The following is a 15557-nucleotide window of genomic DNA, read 5'->3' on the forward strand; positions in this document are numbered from 1 at the left end:
GGCTTGGGGCTTGTTCACGATCTGTACGTGGCCCGCTCCGGGAGCGGCTTGCGCGCAGATCAAGGAAGAGGGAGGGCGTGTACGTCCGTACACAACCGAGTGATGACGTGGAGCTGCGGGCAAGTCGCCCCCGCCCGAAAGGGGTGGGCTACGCACAGGTCGTGAACACGCTCTAAGGGCGGGCGGAATCCAATATCGCGCTGACCGTTCGTGTGTGCAGCGCTGCTGCGTCGAAACCCTCCGGCAACATACCGGCGATCTCCAGCATCACCGCGCCATGCAGGGCTGCCCAGATCTGATGGCCGATGATGGCCGGGTCGCCCGCGACCGTGCCTTCGGCGATCATCACTTCCACATGCGCGGCGACCGTGCGCCACATGCGCTGGTGAGCCTCGCGGTAGGCCGGATCGTCCCGGTTGATTTCGGGATACTCGAACATCAGCCGGTAGGTGGCTGTATTGGAGCGGGCGAATGCGATGTAGGCGTCGCGCACCGCGCGCGAGCGCTGGCGGCCGTCGCCGGGTGACTCCAGGGCGTGCTCCAGCGCCTCGGAGAAGCGGTGCAGGCCGCGTATGCGTACAGCGGTGACGATCTCGTCTTTGTTCTCGAAATAGCGATACGGCGTCATGGTGCCGCAGCCCAGTTCGGTGGCCAGGCGCCGCATGGTGACGGCGCCTGGCCCTTCATCCACGTAAAGCCGCGCGGCGGCCTCGCAAAGGCGCTCGCGAAATGCTTCGGTGTCTTGCTCGCTCAACGCTTTGGGCATGTTTAGTGCGTTTTCACGTGCAGGCTTTTGCGGAAAAACGCCAAGGCGTCGGCATTGATCTGCGCGTGTACCTTGGCGCGGTCGACACCGGCCGGGTCGGTGCACATCGGGGCGATTTCCTTGGCGAGCGCCGGCGAGCAAGGCGGCAGGAATACCCAGTGATCAGCCTTGGGCACCGACTTCACCGCCACCAACGAGTGGATCAGCGGCTGAATGTGCTGCGCGTTTTCCGCAGGGATCAGCACGCGATCGTTCTGCCCGTAGTAGAGGTACACGGGAATGTGCACGCGATCGAAGCCATGCTCGTCGAAGATCATGCTGAGGGGCGCCATGGCGAAAATGGCTTTTACGCGCGGGTCGGTGGTATCGCCGTAACGACCCAGCTCTCCCTGCATGTCGTTGAGTACCTGCTCGGGCGTCTTGCCTTGGCGTGCGGCATCGGCGCGGAATTCGGCAGCCTTGCCGCAAACGTCCTTGTCGTCGGGGTAGCGGTCGCAAAAGCGAATGAAGCGCTCGAACCGCGGCTGCGCGCCCGCCACCATCAGGCTGGTGTAGCCGCCTGCGGAGAAACCCGCCACGCCAATGCGGCTGGCATCGATCAGCGACTTCCAGCGCGGGTCGTCCAGCAGCGTAGTGATAGTGGATTTCACTTGAATCGGGCGGCCGGCCAGCACCTCGATGTGGCCCACGCCACTGGTGTCGCGGAAGTAATCCTTGGGGTGGTTGAGCGTGGCGACCACGAAACCGTGGCTCGCAAGGTAGGTGGCCAGGTCGTGATGACCCAGGTCGCTGCCACCGTTGCCGTGCGAAATCACTACAAGCGGCTTGGCGCCGGGGAGCGGGGTGGCGTCGGGGAGGGCAGCGACGTCATACGGGCCAATGGCCGTGGTGCCGTGGACGGGCTGGCTGGTCGGGTAGAACACATAGCCATCGGTGGTGCCGCCGTTGACCGGGTCGGGGATGCGAATGTCGGCGACACCCACGCCGGTAGCGTCGCTGGCGTGGGCCAGCAAAGGGGCAAGCAGCAGCAAAGCGCATAGCCCGAGCGCGCGGCACCAGGGCTGGAAGGGCTTGGTGATCATGAACGGCGTCCGATTTGTCGAGTACGTTGTACCGTACGTTGTACATAATGTGACTGCAAGTGCCAGCGGTGGCCCCCATACCACATGACAGCTACAATTTCCCGTTCTTACCCTGCATGCCACCCCACGAGGTCAGGATGTTCCCGAAGCACGACACGATCGCCGGTTACGACAATGAACTGGCCCAGGCCATGGCCGACGAAGCCCGTCGCCAGGAAGACCACGTCGAGCTGATTGCTTCGGAGAACTACGCCAGCCCGCGCGTAATGGAAGCGCAGGGCAGCGTGCTCACCAACAAGTACGCCGAGGGTTACCCGGGCAAGCGTTACTACGGCGGCTGCGAATTCGTGGACATTGCCGAAAAGCTCGCCATCGATCGTCTCAAGCAGCTGTTCGGCGCCACCTACGCCAACGTGCAGCCGCATTCGGGCTCGCAGGCCAACCAGGCGGTGTACCTGGCCCTGTTGAACCCGGGCGACACCATTCTGGGCATGAGCCTGGCCCACGGCGGCCACCTCACCCATGGCGCCAAGGTCAACGTGTCGGGCAAGCTGTTCAACGCCATCCAGTACGGCGTGAATGAGCAGGGCCTGGTCGATTACGACGAAGTCGAGCGCCTGGCCGTCGAGCACAAGCCCAAGATGATCGTCGCCGGTTTCAGCGCCTACTCGCAGGTGATGGACTGGGCGCGCTTCCGCGCCATTGCCGACAAGATCGGCGCCTACCTGTTCGTGGACATGGCGCACGTGGCCGGTCTGGTTGCCGCGGGCGTGTACCCCAATCCGCTGCCGCATGCGCATGTGGTCACCTCCACCACGCACAAGACCCTGCGCGGCCCGCGCGGCGGCATCATCGTGGCGAAGGATGCCGGCGAAGAGATCGAGAAGAAGCTGCAGTCCATCGTGTTCCCGGGCATCCAGGGCGGCCCCCTGATGCACGTGATCGCCGCCAAGGCGGTGGCTTTCAAGGAAGCGCTGGAGCCGGCCTTCAAGACCTACCAGGAACAGGTGGTCAAGAACGCCAAGGCCATGGCCAAGACCTTCATCGAACGCGGCTACAAGATCGTCTCCGGCGGCACCGAGAACCACCTGATGCTGGTGGATCTGATCGGCCGCGACGTGACCGGTAAGGACGCGGAAGAGGCGCTGGGCAAGGCGCACATCACGGTCAACAAGAACGCCGTGCCGAACGACCCTCGCAAGCCCTTCGTTACCTCGGGCCTGCGCGTTGGCACGCCGGCGGTCACCACGCGTGGCTACCTGGAAGCGGACGTGGTGGAACTGACCCACTGGATCTGCGATGTGCTGGACGCGCCGAACGATGATGCCGTGCTCGCCAAGGTGCGAGCCGCTGTCACCGCGCAGTGCCACAAGTTCCCGGTGTATGGCTGAAGAGCAGGGAATCGGGAATAGGGCGTCGGGAGGCGTGAACACCCGACGCATGCGGCGCGTTGTGGCTGTGCTATTCCCTATGCCCCCTTCTTCCGATTCCGCACACTGATGCATTGCCCGTTCTGCCAGCACGAAGACACCCGCGTGATCGACTCGCGCCTTGCCGAGGACGGCGCCACCGTGCGTCGTCGTCGCGAGTGCCCCAAGTGCGGCGAGCGCTTCAACACGTTCGAAACCGCCGAGTTGAAGCTGCCGACCATCGTAAAGAGCGGTGAGCGGCGGGAGTCGTTCGATGAGCACAAGCTGCGCGTGAGCTTCGAGCGCGCATTGCAGAAGCGCCCCGTATCCACGCTTGCGGTGGATGCGGCGGTGCGCGAAATCGTCAACGACCTGCGTCGCTGCGGCGAGCGCGAGGTACCTTCGCGCCAGCTCGGCGAGCTGGTGATGCGCGAGCTGAAGAAGCTCGACCAGGTGGCCTACGTGCGTTTCGCCTCGGTTTACCGCAAGTTCGAAGACGTGCAGGCGTTCCGCGAGGAAATCGAGAAACTCGAACGCGACCTGCCGGAACTGGAAGCCCTTCAGCTTTCCCTGCTGGGCGAGAGCGTCGCCCGCCGCAAGAAGTCCCAGTAAGCGCTCTCCCGCAGGGGAGGGCCGCGACCTCGTTGCATCGCCTACACTGATGCCAACGCATCAGCCAGTGATCCGGGCATGACCCAGAGCTTTTCCGCCATCGACCACGCCCATATGGCGCATGCCCTGCGCCTGGCCGAGCGTGGCCTGTACACCACCCATCCCAACCCGCGTGTCGGATGCGTGATCGCGCGCGGTGAACACGTGGTGGGCACCGGCTTTCACCCGCGTGCCGGCGAGCCGCATGCCGAAGTGTTCGCACTGCGCGAGGCAGGCGAGCATGCGCGTGGCGCCACCGCGTTCGTGACGCTGGAGCCGTGCGCCCATCATGGCCGCACGCCGCCGTGCGCGGATGCCCTCATTGCTGCTGGCGTGGCACGCGTGGTGATCGCCGCCGAAGATCCGTTTCCGCAGGTGGATGGCCGCGGCATCGGCAAGCTGCGCGAGGCTGGCGTGGCGGTGGACACCGGTTTGTTGCGCGATGCCGCACGCGAGCTCAACCTGGGCTTTTTCAGCCGCGTCGAACGGGGGCGTCCATGGGTGCGCGTGAAGCTGGCCATGAGCCTGGATGGCCGCACCGCGTTGGCCAATGGCGAATCGAAATGGATCACCGGCGAGGCGGCGCGCGCGGACGTGCAGCGTTGGCGCGCGCGCAGCGCGGCCATCCTTACCGGCTCGGGCACGGTGCTGGCGGACAACCCGCGACTCAACGTACGCCTGCCTGAGGGCGAAGCGTTCACGCCTCCCGTGCGCGTGCTGCTGGACAGCCGGCTGCGTACACCGTCGGATAGCCACGTGCTCGACGGCACCGTGCCCACGCTGGTGCTGCACGCACCGCACGCGCAGCCGCAGGATCCGCGTTTCCAGGCGGTGGAATTGTGCAGCGTGGCTGAGCAGGGCGGGGCCTTGGACCTGCACGCCGTCATGGCTGAACTGGCCCGGCGCCATATCGGCGAGGTGCATGTGGAGGCCGGCCCCGGCCTGTGTGGCGCGCTGTTTGCCGCCGGCCTGGTGGACGAATTGTTGATCTACATGGCACCGCTGTTGCTCGGCGATAGCGCGCGACCGCTGCTGACCCTGCCGGCGCTCTCTGACATGGGGGACCGCTGGCGCCTGCGCACGGTCGACCGACGTGTCTTGGGCGAAGATATTCGCCTGTTGTTTCGGCCGACGGCGCAGGCATGACGTCGCGGCGTTTGACTCTTATGGACATCTCGCATGAATCCCTCGCATAGCTCTCCGCCGCTGGTTCTCACCGAGGCCGAACGCGCCCAGTTCGTGGAGCAGGGCTACCTGGTGCGCCGCATCCTGGACGATGCCGCCATCGCCCGTTATGTCGCCGCGGTGGAGGCCGATCGACACGCGCGCGGTGATGCGCAGCGCATGAGCAACCTGCAGTTCCTGCAGCCGGCCAAGGCGATACGCGACGTGCAGGACGTGATCTGCAACGCCGACATCCTGGCGATCTGCCGCGACCTGCTGGGCGAGGGCATCATCATCGACGGCGCTTCGCTGTTCTATGCGGAAGCCGGCGTGGACTATCGCCAGGGTTGGCATCGCGATGTGTTGCAGGTGCCCGACGATCAGGTGGACCCCGCCTGGTTCAGCGACACCTATCACTACAACTACGTGCAGATGAACCTGCCGCTTACCGTCGATGGTTGTCTGTGGCTGGTGCCCGGCAGCCATCGGCGCGCGCTCAACGCACAGGAGCGCGCGATCTTCGGCGACACCGAGAAGATGGCGCCCGTGGATGCGCCCGAGCTGGCCGAAGGCGTGCAGTTGGTACTGCAGCCCGGCGAGGCCGTGTTCTACAACAACTACACGGTGCATCGAGGCTACGGCGGCGTGCTGGCCGACCGGCGCATCACCATTCACCTGGGTTTCCATGCTTCGCAGTACGCGCCGACGTGTCATTTCGGCGTGCTCGACCACACCGAGTACACCCTGGAGTACCTGGCGTCGCTGGAGCCGTCCGTCCGCGAGGCCCTGCGCGCGCACCTGGTGGAGCGCGCGCGGCATCCGGAAGTGAACGTGTTCCACGCCTACCACCAGCAGTTCCTGAAAAAGGAGTTCAAGACCTCATGACGACGGCAGCGATACGCTGGGGCATCATCGGTTGCGGCAACGTCACCGAAGTGAAGAGCGGGCCGGGCTTCAGCAAGACGCCCAATTCCGCGCTGGTGGCCGTGATGCGCCGCGATGGCGAGAAGGCACGTGATTATGCCGAGCGACACGGCGTGCCGCGCTGGTACGACGATGCGGCCAAGTTGATCGCCGACCCGGAGGTCAACGCGGTCTACGTGGCCACGCCGCCTTCCACGCACAAGCAGTACGCGCTGATGAGCATTGCCGCGGGCAAGCCGGTGTACGTGGAAAAGCCCATGGCGCTGGATCATGCCGAGTGCGAGGAGATCATCCGCGCCGGACGCGCGGCCAAGGTGCCGGTGTTCGTGGCCTATTACCGCCGTGCGCTGCCGCGCTTCGCCAAGGTGCGCGAACTCATTTTTGGCCAGCGTGCGATCGGTGCGCCGCGCATCGTCAATGTGGTGCTGCATGAGCCGCACCATCCGCGCTACCACGACCCGAAGAACCTGCCCTGGCACGTGCAAGCGGACGTGTCCGGCGGCGGCGTCTTCATGGATATCGGTTGCCATACGCTGGATATCCTCGATTGGCTGTTCGGCCCCATCGTTTCGGCGAGCGGGCAGGCCAGCAACCAGTTGGGCGCGTATCCGGTGGAAGACAGCGTGGCCATGTCCTTCGCCTTCGGCAACGGCATGCTCGGCACGGGGCTGTGGAATTTCGGCAGCTATGCGTACCACGACGACATCACCGTGGTCGGTGAGCAGGGGCGCATCAGCTTCGCCACCTTTGGCGATGGCCCCATTCGCGTCGAAACCGCCGCGGGTGCGCATGAGTACAAGGTGGCCAATCCGCTGCATATCCAGCAGCCGTTGATCGAGACCATCGTGGCCGAACTCACCGGACACGCGGGCGCGTGCCCGTCGTCGGCGGACAGTGGCGCACGCACCAGTTGGGTAATCGATCAGGTGCTGCGCGACTTTCGTCGTCAGAGCGGCCAGTCGATAGGCCAATAACCGCGGCGCCACGCGCCCGCGCAAGGCGGGCGCGTGGCGTGGGTTCAGCGGGCGAAGTCGATCACGATCTTGCCGAAGTGCTGCGCCGAGGCGAGCAGGGCAAACGCGTCGGGCAGCTCGTTGAAGCCGAACACGCGGTCGACCACCGGCTGCAGCTTGCCTTGCTCGATGGCGGCGACCATTCGCTCGTGCTGCTCCAGTGGGGCGACCGAGAGCCCCTGCAGGCGGATGCGCTTGAGCAGTGCCTGGGTGAGCGTGATGCTGGCTTCGTTGCCGCCCATGAAGCCAACCAGGCCGATAAAACCATGCATGGCCGCCGCCTCCATCGATTGCGGCAAGGTCGCCGCGCCCACGGTTTCGATGACCACGTTGGCGCCCACGCCATCGGTGGCGTCGCGCACCAGGGCGCCCCATTGCGGATGCTGGCGATAGTTGATGCCTACGTCCGCGCCCAGTGCGCGGGCGCGTTCGAGCTTGTCGTCGCTGGAGGAAAGCACGATGGCCTTGGCGCCACGCTGCTTGGCGAACTGAAGTGCGAACAGTGAGACACCGCCGGTACCCAGGATCAGCACCGATTGCCCGCTGGTGAGCTGGGCCAGGTCCAGCGCCTGCCATGCCGTGAGGGCGGCGATGGGCAGGGTCGATGCGGACAGGGCATCGAGGTGGCGCGGTGCGTGCGCCAGCGCGTAGGCATCGAAGCAGGCGTACTCGCGCATCACGCCGTGATCGGGGCCGCCCGGTTCGGCGCCCGTCCATTCCGGGCGCATGGCGCCGGCGATCCAGCGTGACTTGTACAAGGTGGTCACCCGGTCGCCCGGCGCGAAGCGGTGCACGCCCTCGCCAATGGCCACCACCGTGCCGGCGCCGTCAGAGACCGGCACGATCGGCAGATCCACACCACGATACAGCTGACCCTGGGCCAGCAGCAGGTCGCGGTAATTGAGCGAGGCAGCCTCCAGTTTCACCAGTACCTGGCCCGGGCCGGGCGTGGGGGCGGGCAGGTCGACTTGTTCCAGATGATTCAGACCAAAAGCGCTGAGCTGATAGGCACGCATGGCGTTGCTCCGTGGGGAATGGCGACATGCTGGGCGCTGGCTTAGGAAATGATAATCTCCAGCCACCGCACTTCATTTGTTCGCTCAATGAATCAATCGTTCGAGCTGACCCCGGCACGCGTTCGAGAGCTGCGCGCCTTTGCCACGGCCGCGCGCCGGCTCAACTTTTCGTTGGCCGCGAAAGACGTGGGCTGCACTCCCTCCGTGCTGAGCCGGCGCATTGCCGCGCTCGAAGACGCCGTGGGTACGCGCCTGTTCCTGCGCACCACGCGACGGGTCACGCTCACCGCGCGCGGCGAGCAGCTGCTGGCTCATTGCGAGCGACTGGAAACGGTGATGACGTCGCTGGCGGCCGACCTGCGCCCGCGCGATGGCGAACCGGCGGGGCGACTGTGCGTGCATCTGCCCCGTTCCTACGGCCGCGACCGCATCGCGCCGCTGCTCGCCCAGTTCATGCGGCAATACCCGGAGATCCGGCTGGACACCAGTTACGACGACGCCTATGTGGACATGGTGGCCGCCAAGGTGGATCTGGCCGTGCGCGCCGGACGTTTGGCCGACGCGCAGCTGGTGGCGCGGCGCGTGGGCACCATGCGGCGCTACCTGTGTGCCTCGCCGTCCTATTTGGCCCAGGCGCCCGCGCTCAATGATCCGGCGGACCTCAAGGCGCACCGCTGTCTTGCCTTCAGTGGCCTGCGCACCGGCACGCTTTGGCAGTTCTCGCAGCAGCGGCGCCGGCGTTCCGTGCGCATCGACCCGGTGATGACCAGCAACGATTCGCTGGCCGTGCGCGATGCGCTGCTGGCCGGCGTGGGCATCGGCATCCAGGGCGACTACATGAGTGACGCCATGGTGGCGCAGTGCCGGCTGGTCGAGGTGTTGCCGGCATGGCAACTGGCCAGTTCCCCCATCCACTTGGTGTGGTTGCCCGGTGCTGACCGGGCGCCCGCGCTGCGCCTGCTGATCGACTATCTGGCCGCCGCGCTGGCCGGCGAATGAGCCGGTTTGGGCGCGCGGCGGCGACACGGCGTGCAGCCTGGTGAACAACCCGTGTCCGGGCACCGCGCCGGATGATGCTAAACTTGCGGGGTCGGTTCGCCGGCATTCATTACAACGACGTCTTCAGGGCGGGGTGCGATTCCCCACCGGCGGTAGGCGCCTTCGGGCGCGAGCCCGCGAGCGCTTCCGGTCCGCCGGAAGGTCAGCAGATCCGGTCCGATGCCGGAGCCGACGGTTGGCAGCCAGCGATGGCCGCCAGAAAGTCCGGATGAGAGAAGACGGTACGGTGCGCGCCTTCGCCGGTGCGCGCCTGCCTGACGCCTTGGGGCGTTTTTCGCATGTTTCATGGCGCGGGAAACGTTTCATGTCCAAGCTTCGTCACAACCTGTTCGCCGCCTTCCCGTCGGAGGTGCGCTGATGTTCACCGGCATCATTCAGACCGTGGGCCGCATCGCGCGGCTGGAGCCACGCGGCGGCGACGTGCGCCTGCACGTGGATACGGCCGGCCTCGACCTGGCCGACGTGCAGCTGGGCGACAGCATCGCCGTCTCCGGCGTGTGCCTGACGGCGGTGACCCTGGAGTCGCGCGGCTTCAGCGCCGACGTATCCAACGAAACGCTGTCGCTCACCACGCTGGGCAAGCTCAAGGCGGGCGACCCGGTGAACCTGGAGAAGGCCTTGCGCCTGGCCGATCGTTTGGGCGGCCATCTGGTGTCGGGCCATGTGGATGGCGTGGGCAAGGTGGTGTCGGTAACGCCCGATGGCCGCTCGCAGCGCTGGGTGTTCGAGGTGCCGGCCAATCTCTCGCGCTATATCGCCGCCAAGGGTTCCATCTGCATCGACGGCACCAGCCTCACCGTGAACGAGGTGAACGGCCATCGCTTTGGCGTGAACCTCATTCCGCATACCGTCGAACACACGGCCTTCCATGCGCGTCGCGCCGGCGATGCGGTGAACATCGAAGTGGATGTGGTGGCGCGCTATATCGAGCGGCTCATCGGTAGCGGTGGCGCGCCCAAGCTCGACGAAGGCTTCCTCAAGCAGCACGGCTTTGCGTAGCGCTTGTCGTCCCAGCGCAGGCTGGGACCCAGCGTCTTCCACCTACACCACAGCGCTGAAGCCCGGCTTGTCGCCGGGCTGACGGCAACGACGAAACGCGATCGGAACGAACAACCCATGAGCTTCAACACCATCCCCGAAATCCTCGAAGACATCCGCGCCGGCCGCATGGTCGTGATTCTCGACGACGAAGATCGCGAAAACGAAGGCGACCTGATCATGGCCGCGCAGATGGTGCGCCCGGAGGACATCAATTTCATGGTGCGCGAGGCGCGCGGCCTGGTGTGCCTCACGCTGACCGAACAGCGCACGCGCCAGCTCGGCCTGCGTCCGATGGTGGTGGACAACACCTCGCCGTACCAGACCAATTTCACTGTCTCCATCGAGGCGGCGGAAGGCGTCACCACCGGCATTTCCGCGCACGATCGCGCGCGCACCATCCAGGTGGCGGTCAAGTCCGATGCCAGGCCGCAGGATCTCTCCCAGCCGGGGCACATCTTTCCGCTCACCGCGCAGGCCGGTGGCGTGCTCACCCGCGCCGGCCATACCGAAGCGGGTTGCGACCTCGCGTCGCTGGCGGGACTGGAACCGTCCGCCGTGCTCATCGAGATCCTGCACGAGGACGGCTCGATGGCGCGCCGCCCTGAGCTCGAAGTGTTTGCCAAAAAGCATGGCCTGAAGATCGGCACCATCGCCGACCTCATCCGCTACCGCCTGGAAACCGAGAAGACGGTGCAGCGCGTGTACGAGGAGGACGTGCAGACCGAGTTTGGCCCGTTCCGCCTGGTGGCCTATCGCGACGCCATTCACCACGGCCTGCATTTCGCCTTGCTGCGCGGCACGGTTCACGACGGTGAACCGGTGTTCACCCGCGTGCATGTGCGCAACACGCTGTCGGACGTGCTGCACCTGCAGCGCGATGACCTGGGGCTTACCGTCACCTCGGCGCTGCGTCGCATTTCCGATGAAGGTCGTGGCGCCTTGCTGGTGTTGTCCGGCGAAGACACGGCCGATGCGCTGCTGCGTCGCCTCAATCGCCAGCCGTCCGCGCAGGCGCCGGAAGAGGCCCAGCAGCAGGAGTGGCGACAGCTTGGCCTGGGCGCGCAGATCCTGGCGGACCTGGGCATTCGCCAGCTGCGCGTGCTGGGTACGCCGCGCAAGATGGTGGGCCTGGGTGGCTTTGGCCTGGAAGTGGTCGAATACGTGTGAGCAAGCGCCGGGCATGGGCCGGTCGTTGCCCTGTCCGCGCCATGCGTGATCCGCATACTGCCAGCCCACTCCCGCGCAGAAGCCGCCCATGACCCGCATCCGCCTGATCGCACCCTCCGGTTACCCGCACGACCACGACGCCATGGCGCGCGGCGTCGCCCGCCTGCGTGCCGCGGGTTGCACGGTGGATGGCACCGACGTGCTGGACCGGCAGGAAGACCGCTTCGCCGGCAGCGACGCCGAACGCGTGGCGGACCTCAACCGCCTCGCCATCGCGCCGACCCTGCCCGACATCGCCCTGGCGGTACGCGGTGGCTACGGCGCCACGCGGCTGCTGGAACATCTGCACTACGGCGCCTTGCGCGAGCGCCTGGCGGGCAGCCACACGCTGCTGGTAGGGCACAGCGACTTCACGGCCATCCAGCTGGCGCTCTACGCCAAGAGCGGCCTGGTGACGTTCGGTGGGCCGATGCTGGGGCCGGATTTCGGCGCGCCGGTGCTCAATCAACTCATGTGGGAGCACTTCTGGCGCGCCGTCGGCGAGCCGGAGAGCACCGCCCGCTGGACCACGCCCTCGCCGCTGGAGCTGAAGGTGGAAGGGCCGCTGTGGGGCGGCAACCTCGCCATGCTGTGCAGCCTGCTCGGTACGCCGTACTTCCCCCGTATCGACGGCGGCATCCTGTTCGTGGAGGACGTGGGCGAGCCCCCGTTCCGCATCGAGCGGCTGCTTTACCAGCTTCATCTGGCCGGCGTGCTGGATCGCCAGCGGGCGCTGGTGCTGGGCCATTTCACTCAGTGCCGTCCGCATGCCTATGACAACGGCTACGACGTGGACGCGGCGCTGGCGCGCATCCACGAGGTGGCCCGCATCCCGGTAGTGGCTGGGATGCCGTTCGGGCACGAGGCCGACAAGTTCACCCTGCCGTTCGGCGCGCACGCCCAACTGAGCGTGACCGGCGGCCAGGCCAGCCTGCATTTCAGTGGCCATCCGCACCTCGCCGGGTCGCTGCCTCGGCCCGATCCGGGCACGCTGCCCCAAATCCCGTAAAATAGTCCGCCCCCCGGGGCGGCAGCCCCTCAGGAAACGCATACCCATGAAGATCATCGAAGGCGATTTCTCCACGCCCAAAGGCCGTTTTGCCATCGTCGCCGGCCGTTTCAACGGTTTCGTCGTCGAGCCCCTGGTGGCCGGCGCCCGCGACACCCTGGTGCGCCACGGCGTGAAAGACGACGCCATCGAGCTGGTGCGCGTGCCCGGCGCCTGGGAAATCGCCCTGGCCGCGCACAAGCTGGCCAACTCCGGCAAGTACGTGGCGGTGATCGCCCTGGGCGCGGTGATCCGCGGCTCCACCCCGCACTTCGACTACGTGGCCGGCGAATGCGCCAAGGGTCTGGCGCAGGCGGCGAATGCCTCCGGCGTGCCGGTGGCCTTTGGCGTGCTCACCACCGATACCATCGAGCAGGCCATCGAGCGCTCCGGCACCAAGGCCGGCAACAAGGGCGCCGACGCGGCGCTGGCCGCGCTGGAAATGGTCAACCTGTACGGAAAGCTCTGATGAACCAGCGTCCCGAAGGCATCGACCTGGCCGCGCGTTCGCGCGCCCGCCGCCGCGCGTTGCAGGCACTGTATGCGTGGCAGCTCAGCGGCAGTCACATGCATGCCGTCATCGAGCAGTTCCGCCACGAGCAAGACATGGAAGTGGCCGACCAGGAGTACTTCGAAGATCTGCTGCGCGGCGTGGAGCGCCACGTCGAAGCCATCGACGACAGCCTCAAGCCGTACGTGGACCGCGACGTGGGCCAGATCGACCCGATCGAGCGTGCGGCGCTGCGCATTGCTGCCTACGAGCTGAAGTACCGCCCGGACGTGCCTTACCGCGTGATCATCAACGAGGCCATCGAGGTCACCAAGCGCTTTGGCGCCGACCATGGCCATAGCTACGTCAACGGCGTGCTCGACAAGCTGGCCAGTACCCTGCGCAGCACCGAGAAGCGCGGCTGATGGACGGCGGCGTGGCGCAGCTCACGGCGGTACCGGTGCTGGAAACCGCCCGCCTGAGGCTGCGCGCACATCGCGCCGACGACTACGCGGGCTGCGTGGCGATCTGGTCCGATCCGGACGTCACGCGCTACATCGGCGGTCGCGCGTTTACCGCCGAAGAAGTGTGGCGGCGCCTGCTGCAATACGCCGGGATGTGGGCGCTGGTCGGCTACGGTTTCTGGGCGGTGGAGGAGAAAGCCTCCGGCCGCTACATCGGCGATATCGGCTTTGCCGATCTCAAGCGCGACCTGCAACCCTCGCTGGAGGGGATGCTGGAGTTCGGCTGGGTGTTGTCTCCCGCAGCCCACGGCAGGGGATACGCCTCCGAGGCCGTCGCTGCCGCGATGGCGTGGGCCGCCGAGCAACACCCCGAGCTGCCGGCGGTGTGCATCATTTCCCCCGAAAACCTGCCGTCCATCCGCGTGGCCGAAAAGGCCGGCTTCGAGCGCTGGCAGGAAACCACCTATCACGGCAGCCCCACGCTGGTGTTTCGCCGTTGAGCCTGTGGCGTCGTCCGGCGCGCCCTCCGGTCACCCAAGGCGAGCCGTGCTGACAGCAGGGCAATCGAGAACAGCTGCGAGAGGACGCACGCCGTGGAATTCCAACTGATCGACCGCATTCGCGAGCGCACCGCGCAAGGCCGTGAAGACGTGCACCTGGGCATCGGCGACGACGCCGCTCTGGTGATGCCGCCGGCGGGGCAGGAGATCGCCATCGCCATCGACACCCTGGTGGAAGGCGTGCACTTTCCGCAGGGCACCGACCCGGCCGACATCGGCTGGAAGTCGCTGGCGGTGAATCTCTCCGACCTGGCCGCCATGGGCGCCAGCCCGGCTTGGGCGCTGCTGGCGCTTACGCTGCCCAAGCAGTCCCGCGAACACGTGCAGGCCTTCATTGACGGCTTTGCCGATGGGTTCGCCCAACTTGCTCAACCACATCGATTGGCGCTGGTCGGGGGTGACACCACGCGTGGCGCGCTTACGGTCAGCGTGGCAGTCCACGGCTTCGTGCCGATGGGCAAGGCACTCACCCGCGCCGGCGCGCGCGCTGGCGACGTGGTGCTGGTCACCGGCACCTTGGGCGACGCGGCGGCCGGCCTCGCGCTCTGGCAGCGCGGCACCCGCGTGGATGAAGAGTCGGGGCGAGCCGCCTACCTGATGGAACGCCTGCACCGCCCCACGCCACGCCTAGCGGCCGGTCTGGCTCTGCGCGAGCGCGCTTCCGCCTGCATCGACATCTCCGATGGCCTGCTGGCAGACCTGGGCCACATCGCCCACGCCAGCGGTCTGGCAGCGGAAATCGACGTGCCCTTGCTGCCGCTGTCGCCCATGCTGCTAGGCAGCTTCGACGACATCGCGGCCATGGAGTTCGCCCTCGCCGGTGGCGATGACTACGAACTGTGCTTCACCGTGCCGCCTGCCTTGGTGGCTCAAGTGCAAAGCGACCTGGCTCGCCTGGGCTGCGGCGCCACGCGCATCGGTCGCATGGTCGAAGGCAGTGGCGTGCGCGTACGCAACGCGCAGGGCGAATGGCTGGAAACCGGCCGCCAAGGCTGGGACCATTTCGCACCATGACCGACAAGAAAACACTTTCCATCGAACAGCGCCGCCAATTGCTCGCCACACCGGCTGGCTGGCTGGCCTGCGGTTTCGGCTCGGGTCTGGCGCCGGTGGCCCAAGGCACGTTTGGCTCGCTGGCCGCCGTTGTTCCGTGGTTTGCCCTGCGCACGCTGCCCCTTCAGCTTTACGTGTTCGCGCTCGCGGTGGCCTTTGCCGTGGGTGTGTGGGCCTGCGGTGTCGCCGGCCGCGCGGTGGGCGTGGACGATCACCGCAGCATCGTGTGGGACGAGTTCGTCGGCTTGTGGATCGCCCTGATCCCGGCCCTGTTCGCCCCCTGGTGGGCGGTGGCCGCCGGATTCGCCCTGTTTCGCCTCTTCGATGTCTGGAAGCCCTGGCCCATTCGCTGGCTGGATCGCCACCTCAAGGGTGGTATGGGCGTGATGGTGGATGACGTCGTGGCGGGCGTGTTCGCCGCCGTGGTGCTGGGGCTGCTGCTTCGCTGGTGATGGCGCTTCACCGGCGCGGGGCGCATTTGGACGTCCGTTGAAGGGCGTCCCGTCATGCGGCCGTCACGGGCCGGGATTCCAATAGCCGGTTCGGTCTGCCACAGCCTGGCCGTCCGAACTCGGGCACTGCGCACAATTCCTATATCCAGGACAGATCGT

The 15557-nt window shown here is 66.6% G+C and carries 17 protein-coding genes and 1 riboswitch; of the genes, 14 read left to right on the forward strand and 3 right to left on the reverse strand.

Translation table 11 applies throughout. The features are described from left to right. Positions 1–172: 172 nt before the first annotated feature. Together AC3G2C_RS08035 and AC3G2C_RS08040 are read right to left on the reverse strand one after the other, a co-directional pair. Positions 173–766 carry a TetR/AcrR family transcriptional regulator gene (locus AC3G2C_RS08035; protein WP_488384103.1) on the reverse strand — a complete coding sequence of 198 codons (594 nt, stop codon included), beginning with the start codon at positions 764–766 and terminating at the stop codon, positions 173–175. Between the two features lie 2 nt (positions 767–768). Next, complete coding sequence (locus tag AC3G2C_RS08040) at positions 769–1848, reverse strand: alpha/beta hydrolase family protein (RefSeq protein ID WP_488384104.1); 1080 nt, start codon at positions 1846–1848, stop codon at positions 769–771. Between the two features lie 137 nt (positions 1849–1985). On the opposite strand from AC3G2C_RS08040, the gene glyA reads away from it, so the two are divergent. The 5 genes from glyA to AC3G2C_RS08065 all read left to right on the forward strand — a co-directional run bounded on the left by glyA (position 1986) and on the right by AC3G2C_RS08065 (position 6970). Beyond that, entirely contained in the window at positions 1986–3239 is a 1254-nt protein-coding gene (gene glyA / locus AC3G2C_RS08045) for a serine hydroxymethyltransferase (RefSeq protein ID WP_488384105.1), read from the forward strand. Between the two features lie 108 nt (positions 3240–3347). Next, positions 3348–3869, forward strand: a complete 522-nt coding sequence (gene nrdR / locus AC3G2C_RS08050) for a transcriptional regulator NrdR (RefSeq protein ID WP_199099715.1) — start codon at positions 3348–3350, stop codon at positions 3867–3869. A 78-nt stretch (positions 3870–3947) separates the two neighbouring features. Next, the gene (gene ribD, locus AC3G2C_RS08055; protein WP_488384106.1) at positions 3948–5054 is read left to right on the forward strand and encodes a bifunctional diaminohydroxyphosphoribosylaminopyrimidine deaminase/5-amino-6-(5-phosphoribosylamino)uracil reductase RibD; all 1107 of its coding nucleotides are present in this window, start codon (positions 3948–3950) and stop codon (positions 5052–5054) included. Positions 5055–5087: 33 nt separating this feature from the next. Further along, positions 5088–5957, forward strand: coding sequence for a phytanoyl-CoA dioxygenase family protein (locus AC3G2C_RS08060; RefSeq protein WP_488384107.1), 870 nt, complete (start codon positions 5088–5090; stop codon positions 5955–5957). Continuing rightward, positions 5954–6970 carry a Gfo/Idh/MocA family protein gene (locus AC3G2C_RS08065; RefSeq protein WP_488384108.1) on the forward strand — a complete coding sequence of 339 codons (1017 nt, stop codon included), beginning with the start codon at positions 5954–5956 and terminating at the stop codon, positions 6968–6970. The genes AC3G2C_RS08060 and AC3G2C_RS08065 overlap by 4 nt, the downstream gene beginning before the upstream one ends. 44 nt (positions 6971–7014) lie before the next feature. On the opposite strand, the gene AC3G2C_RS08070 is transcribed toward AC3G2C_RS08065, so the two are convergent. After that, positions 7015–8025 carry a zinc-dependent alcohol dehydrogenase family protein gene (locus AC3G2C_RS08070; protein ID WP_488384109.1) on the reverse strand — a complete coding sequence of 337 codons (1011 nt, stop codon included), beginning with the start codon at positions 8023–8025 and terminating at the stop codon, positions 7015–7017. A gap of 87 nt (positions 8026–8112) precedes the next feature. On the opposite strand from AC3G2C_RS08070, the gene AC3G2C_RS08075 reads away from it, so the two are divergent. The 9 genes from AC3G2C_RS08075 (at position 8113) to AC3G2C_RS08115 (ending at position 15398) form a co-directional block, all read left to right on the forward strand. Then, on the forward strand, positions 8113–9024 hold the full coding sequence (locus AC3G2C_RS08075; RefSeq protein WP_488384110.1) for a LysR family transcriptional regulator: 912 nt from the start codon (positions 8113–8115) through the stop codon (positions 9022–9024). Positions 9025–9139: 115 nt separating this feature from the next. Then, positions 9140–9308: riboswitch (FMN riboswitch) on the forward strand. 133 nt (positions 9309–9441) lie between these two features. After that, complete coding sequence (locus AC3G2C_RS08080; protein WP_488384111.1) at positions 9442–10083, forward strand: riboflavin synthase; 642 nt, start codon at positions 9442–9444, stop codon at positions 10081–10083. Between the two features lie 117 nt (positions 10084–10200). After that, on the forward strand, positions 10201–11292 hold the full coding sequence (gene ribBA / locus AC3G2C_RS08085; protein ID WP_488384112.1) for a bifunctional 3,4-dihydroxy-2-butanone-4-phosphate synthase/GTP cyclohydrolase II: 1092 nt from the start codon (positions 10201–10203) through the stop codon (positions 11290–11292). A gap of 88 nt (positions 11293–11380) precedes the next feature. Further along, the gene (gene ldcA, locus AC3G2C_RS08090) at positions 11381–12340 is read left to right on the forward strand and encodes a muramoyltetrapeptide carboxypeptidase (RefSeq protein WP_488384113.1); all 960 of its coding nucleotides are present in this window, start codon (positions 11381–11383) and stop codon (positions 12338–12340) included. A 46-nt stretch (positions 12341–12386) separates the two neighbouring features. Beyond that, complete coding sequence (gene ribH, locus AC3G2C_RS08095) at positions 12387–12848, forward strand: 6,7-dimethyl-8-ribityllumazine synthase (RefSeq protein ID WP_488384114.1); 462 nt, start codon at positions 12387–12389, stop codon at positions 12846–12848. Beyond that, positions 12848–13294 carry a transcription antitermination factor NusB gene (nusB, locus tag AC3G2C_RS08100; protein WP_488384115.1) on the forward strand — a complete coding sequence of 149 codons (447 nt, stop codon included), beginning with the start codon at positions 12848–12850 and terminating at the stop codon, positions 13292–13294. Before ribH ends, nusB begins: the two co-directional genes overlap by 1 nt. Continuing rightward, positions 13294–13833, forward strand: coding sequence for a GNAT family N-acetyltransferase (locus AC3G2C_RS08105; RefSeq protein WP_488384116.1), 540 nt, complete (start codon positions 13294–13296; stop codon positions 13831–13833). The genes nusB and AC3G2C_RS08105 overlap by 1 nt, the downstream gene beginning before the upstream one ends. Positions 13834–13926: 93 nt before the next feature. Beyond that, positions 13927–14907 (forward strand): thiamine-phosphate kinase, encoded by a 981-nt coding sequence (thiL, locus tag AC3G2C_RS08110; RefSeq protein ID WP_488384117.1) that lies wholly within the window; start codon positions 13927–13929, stop codon positions 14905–14907. Continuing rightward, complete coding sequence (locus AC3G2C_RS08115) at positions 14904–15398, forward strand: phosphatidylglycerophosphatase A family protein (RefSeq protein WP_488384118.1); 495 nt, start codon at positions 14904–14906, stop codon at positions 15396–15398. The genes thiL and AC3G2C_RS08115 overlap by 4 nt, the downstream gene beginning before the upstream one ends. The last annotated feature ends 159 nt before the right edge of the window (positions 15399–15557 follow it).

Source organism: Frateuria sp. sgz306004 (assembly GCF_057750885.1).

What these genes read in the sequence shown, in the direction of transcription:
- nrdR (WP_199099715.1), top strand. Translation starts at nt 3,348, where the DNA reads ATGCATTGCCCGTTCTGCCAGCACGAAGACACCCGCGTGATCGACTCG.
- AC3G2C_RS08115 (WP_488384118.1), top strand. Translation starts at nt 14,904, where the DNA reads ATGACCGACAAGAAAACACTTTCCATCGAACAGCGCCGCCAATTGCTC.
- ldcA (WP_488384113.1), top strand. Translation starts at nt 11,381, where the DNA reads ATGACCCGCATCCGCCTGATCGCACCCTCCGGTTACCCGCACGACCAC.
- glyA (WP_488384105.1), top strand. Translation starts at nt 1,986, where the DNA reads ATGTTCCCGAAGCACGACACGATCGCCGGTTACGACAATGAACTGGCC.
- AC3G2C_RS08080 (WP_488384111.1), top strand. Translation starts at nt 9,442, where the DNA reads ATGTTCACCGGCATCATTCAGACCGTGGGCCGCATCGCGCGGCTGGAG.
- AC3G2C_RS08035 (WP_488384103.1), bottom strand. Translation starts at nt 766, where the DNA reads ATGCCCAAAGCGTTGAGCGAGCAAGACACCGAAGCATTTCGCGAGCGC.
- AC3G2C_RS08075 (WP_488384110.1), top strand. Translation starts at nt 8,113, where the DNA reads ATGAATCAATCGTTCGAGCTGACCCCGGCACGCGTTCGAGAGCTGCGC.
- AC3G2C_RS08065 (WP_488384108.1), top strand. Translation starts at nt 5,954, where the DNA reads ATGACGACGGCAGCGATACGCTGGGGCATCATCGGTTGCGGCAACGTC.
- AC3G2C_RS08105 (WP_488384116.1), top strand. Translation starts at nt 13,294, where the DNA reads ATGGACGGCGGCGTGGCGCAGCTCACGGCGGTACCGGTGCTGGAAACC.
- AC3G2C_RS08060 (WP_488384107.1), top strand. Translation starts at nt 5,088, where the DNA reads ATGAATCCCTCGCATAGCTCTCCGCCGCTGGTTCTCACCGAGGCCGAA.
- nusB (WP_488384115.1), top strand. Translation starts at nt 12,848, where the DNA reads ATGAACCAGCGTCCCGAAGGCATCGACCTGGCCGCGCGTTCGCGCGCC.
- AC3G2C_RS08040 (WP_488384104.1), bottom strand. Translation starts at nt 1,848, where the DNA reads ATGATCACCAAGCCCTTCCAGCCCTGGTGCCGCGCGCTCGGGCTATGC.
- ribD (WP_488384106.1), top strand. Translation starts at nt 3,948, where the DNA reads ATGACCCAGAGCTTTTCCGCCATCGACCACGCCCATATGGCGCATGCC.
- AC3G2C_RS08070 (WP_488384109.1), bottom strand. Translation starts at nt 8,025, where the DNA reads ATGCGTGCCTATCAGCTCAGCGCTTTTGGTCTGAATCATCTGGAACAA.
- ribBA (WP_488384112.1), top strand. Translation starts at nt 10,201, where the DNA reads ATGAGCTTCAACACCATCCCCGAAATCCTCGAAGACATCCGCGCCGGC.
- ribH (WP_488384114.1), top strand. Translation starts at nt 12,387, where the DNA reads ATGAAGATCATCGAAGGCGATTTCTCCACGCCCAAAGGCCGTTTTGCC.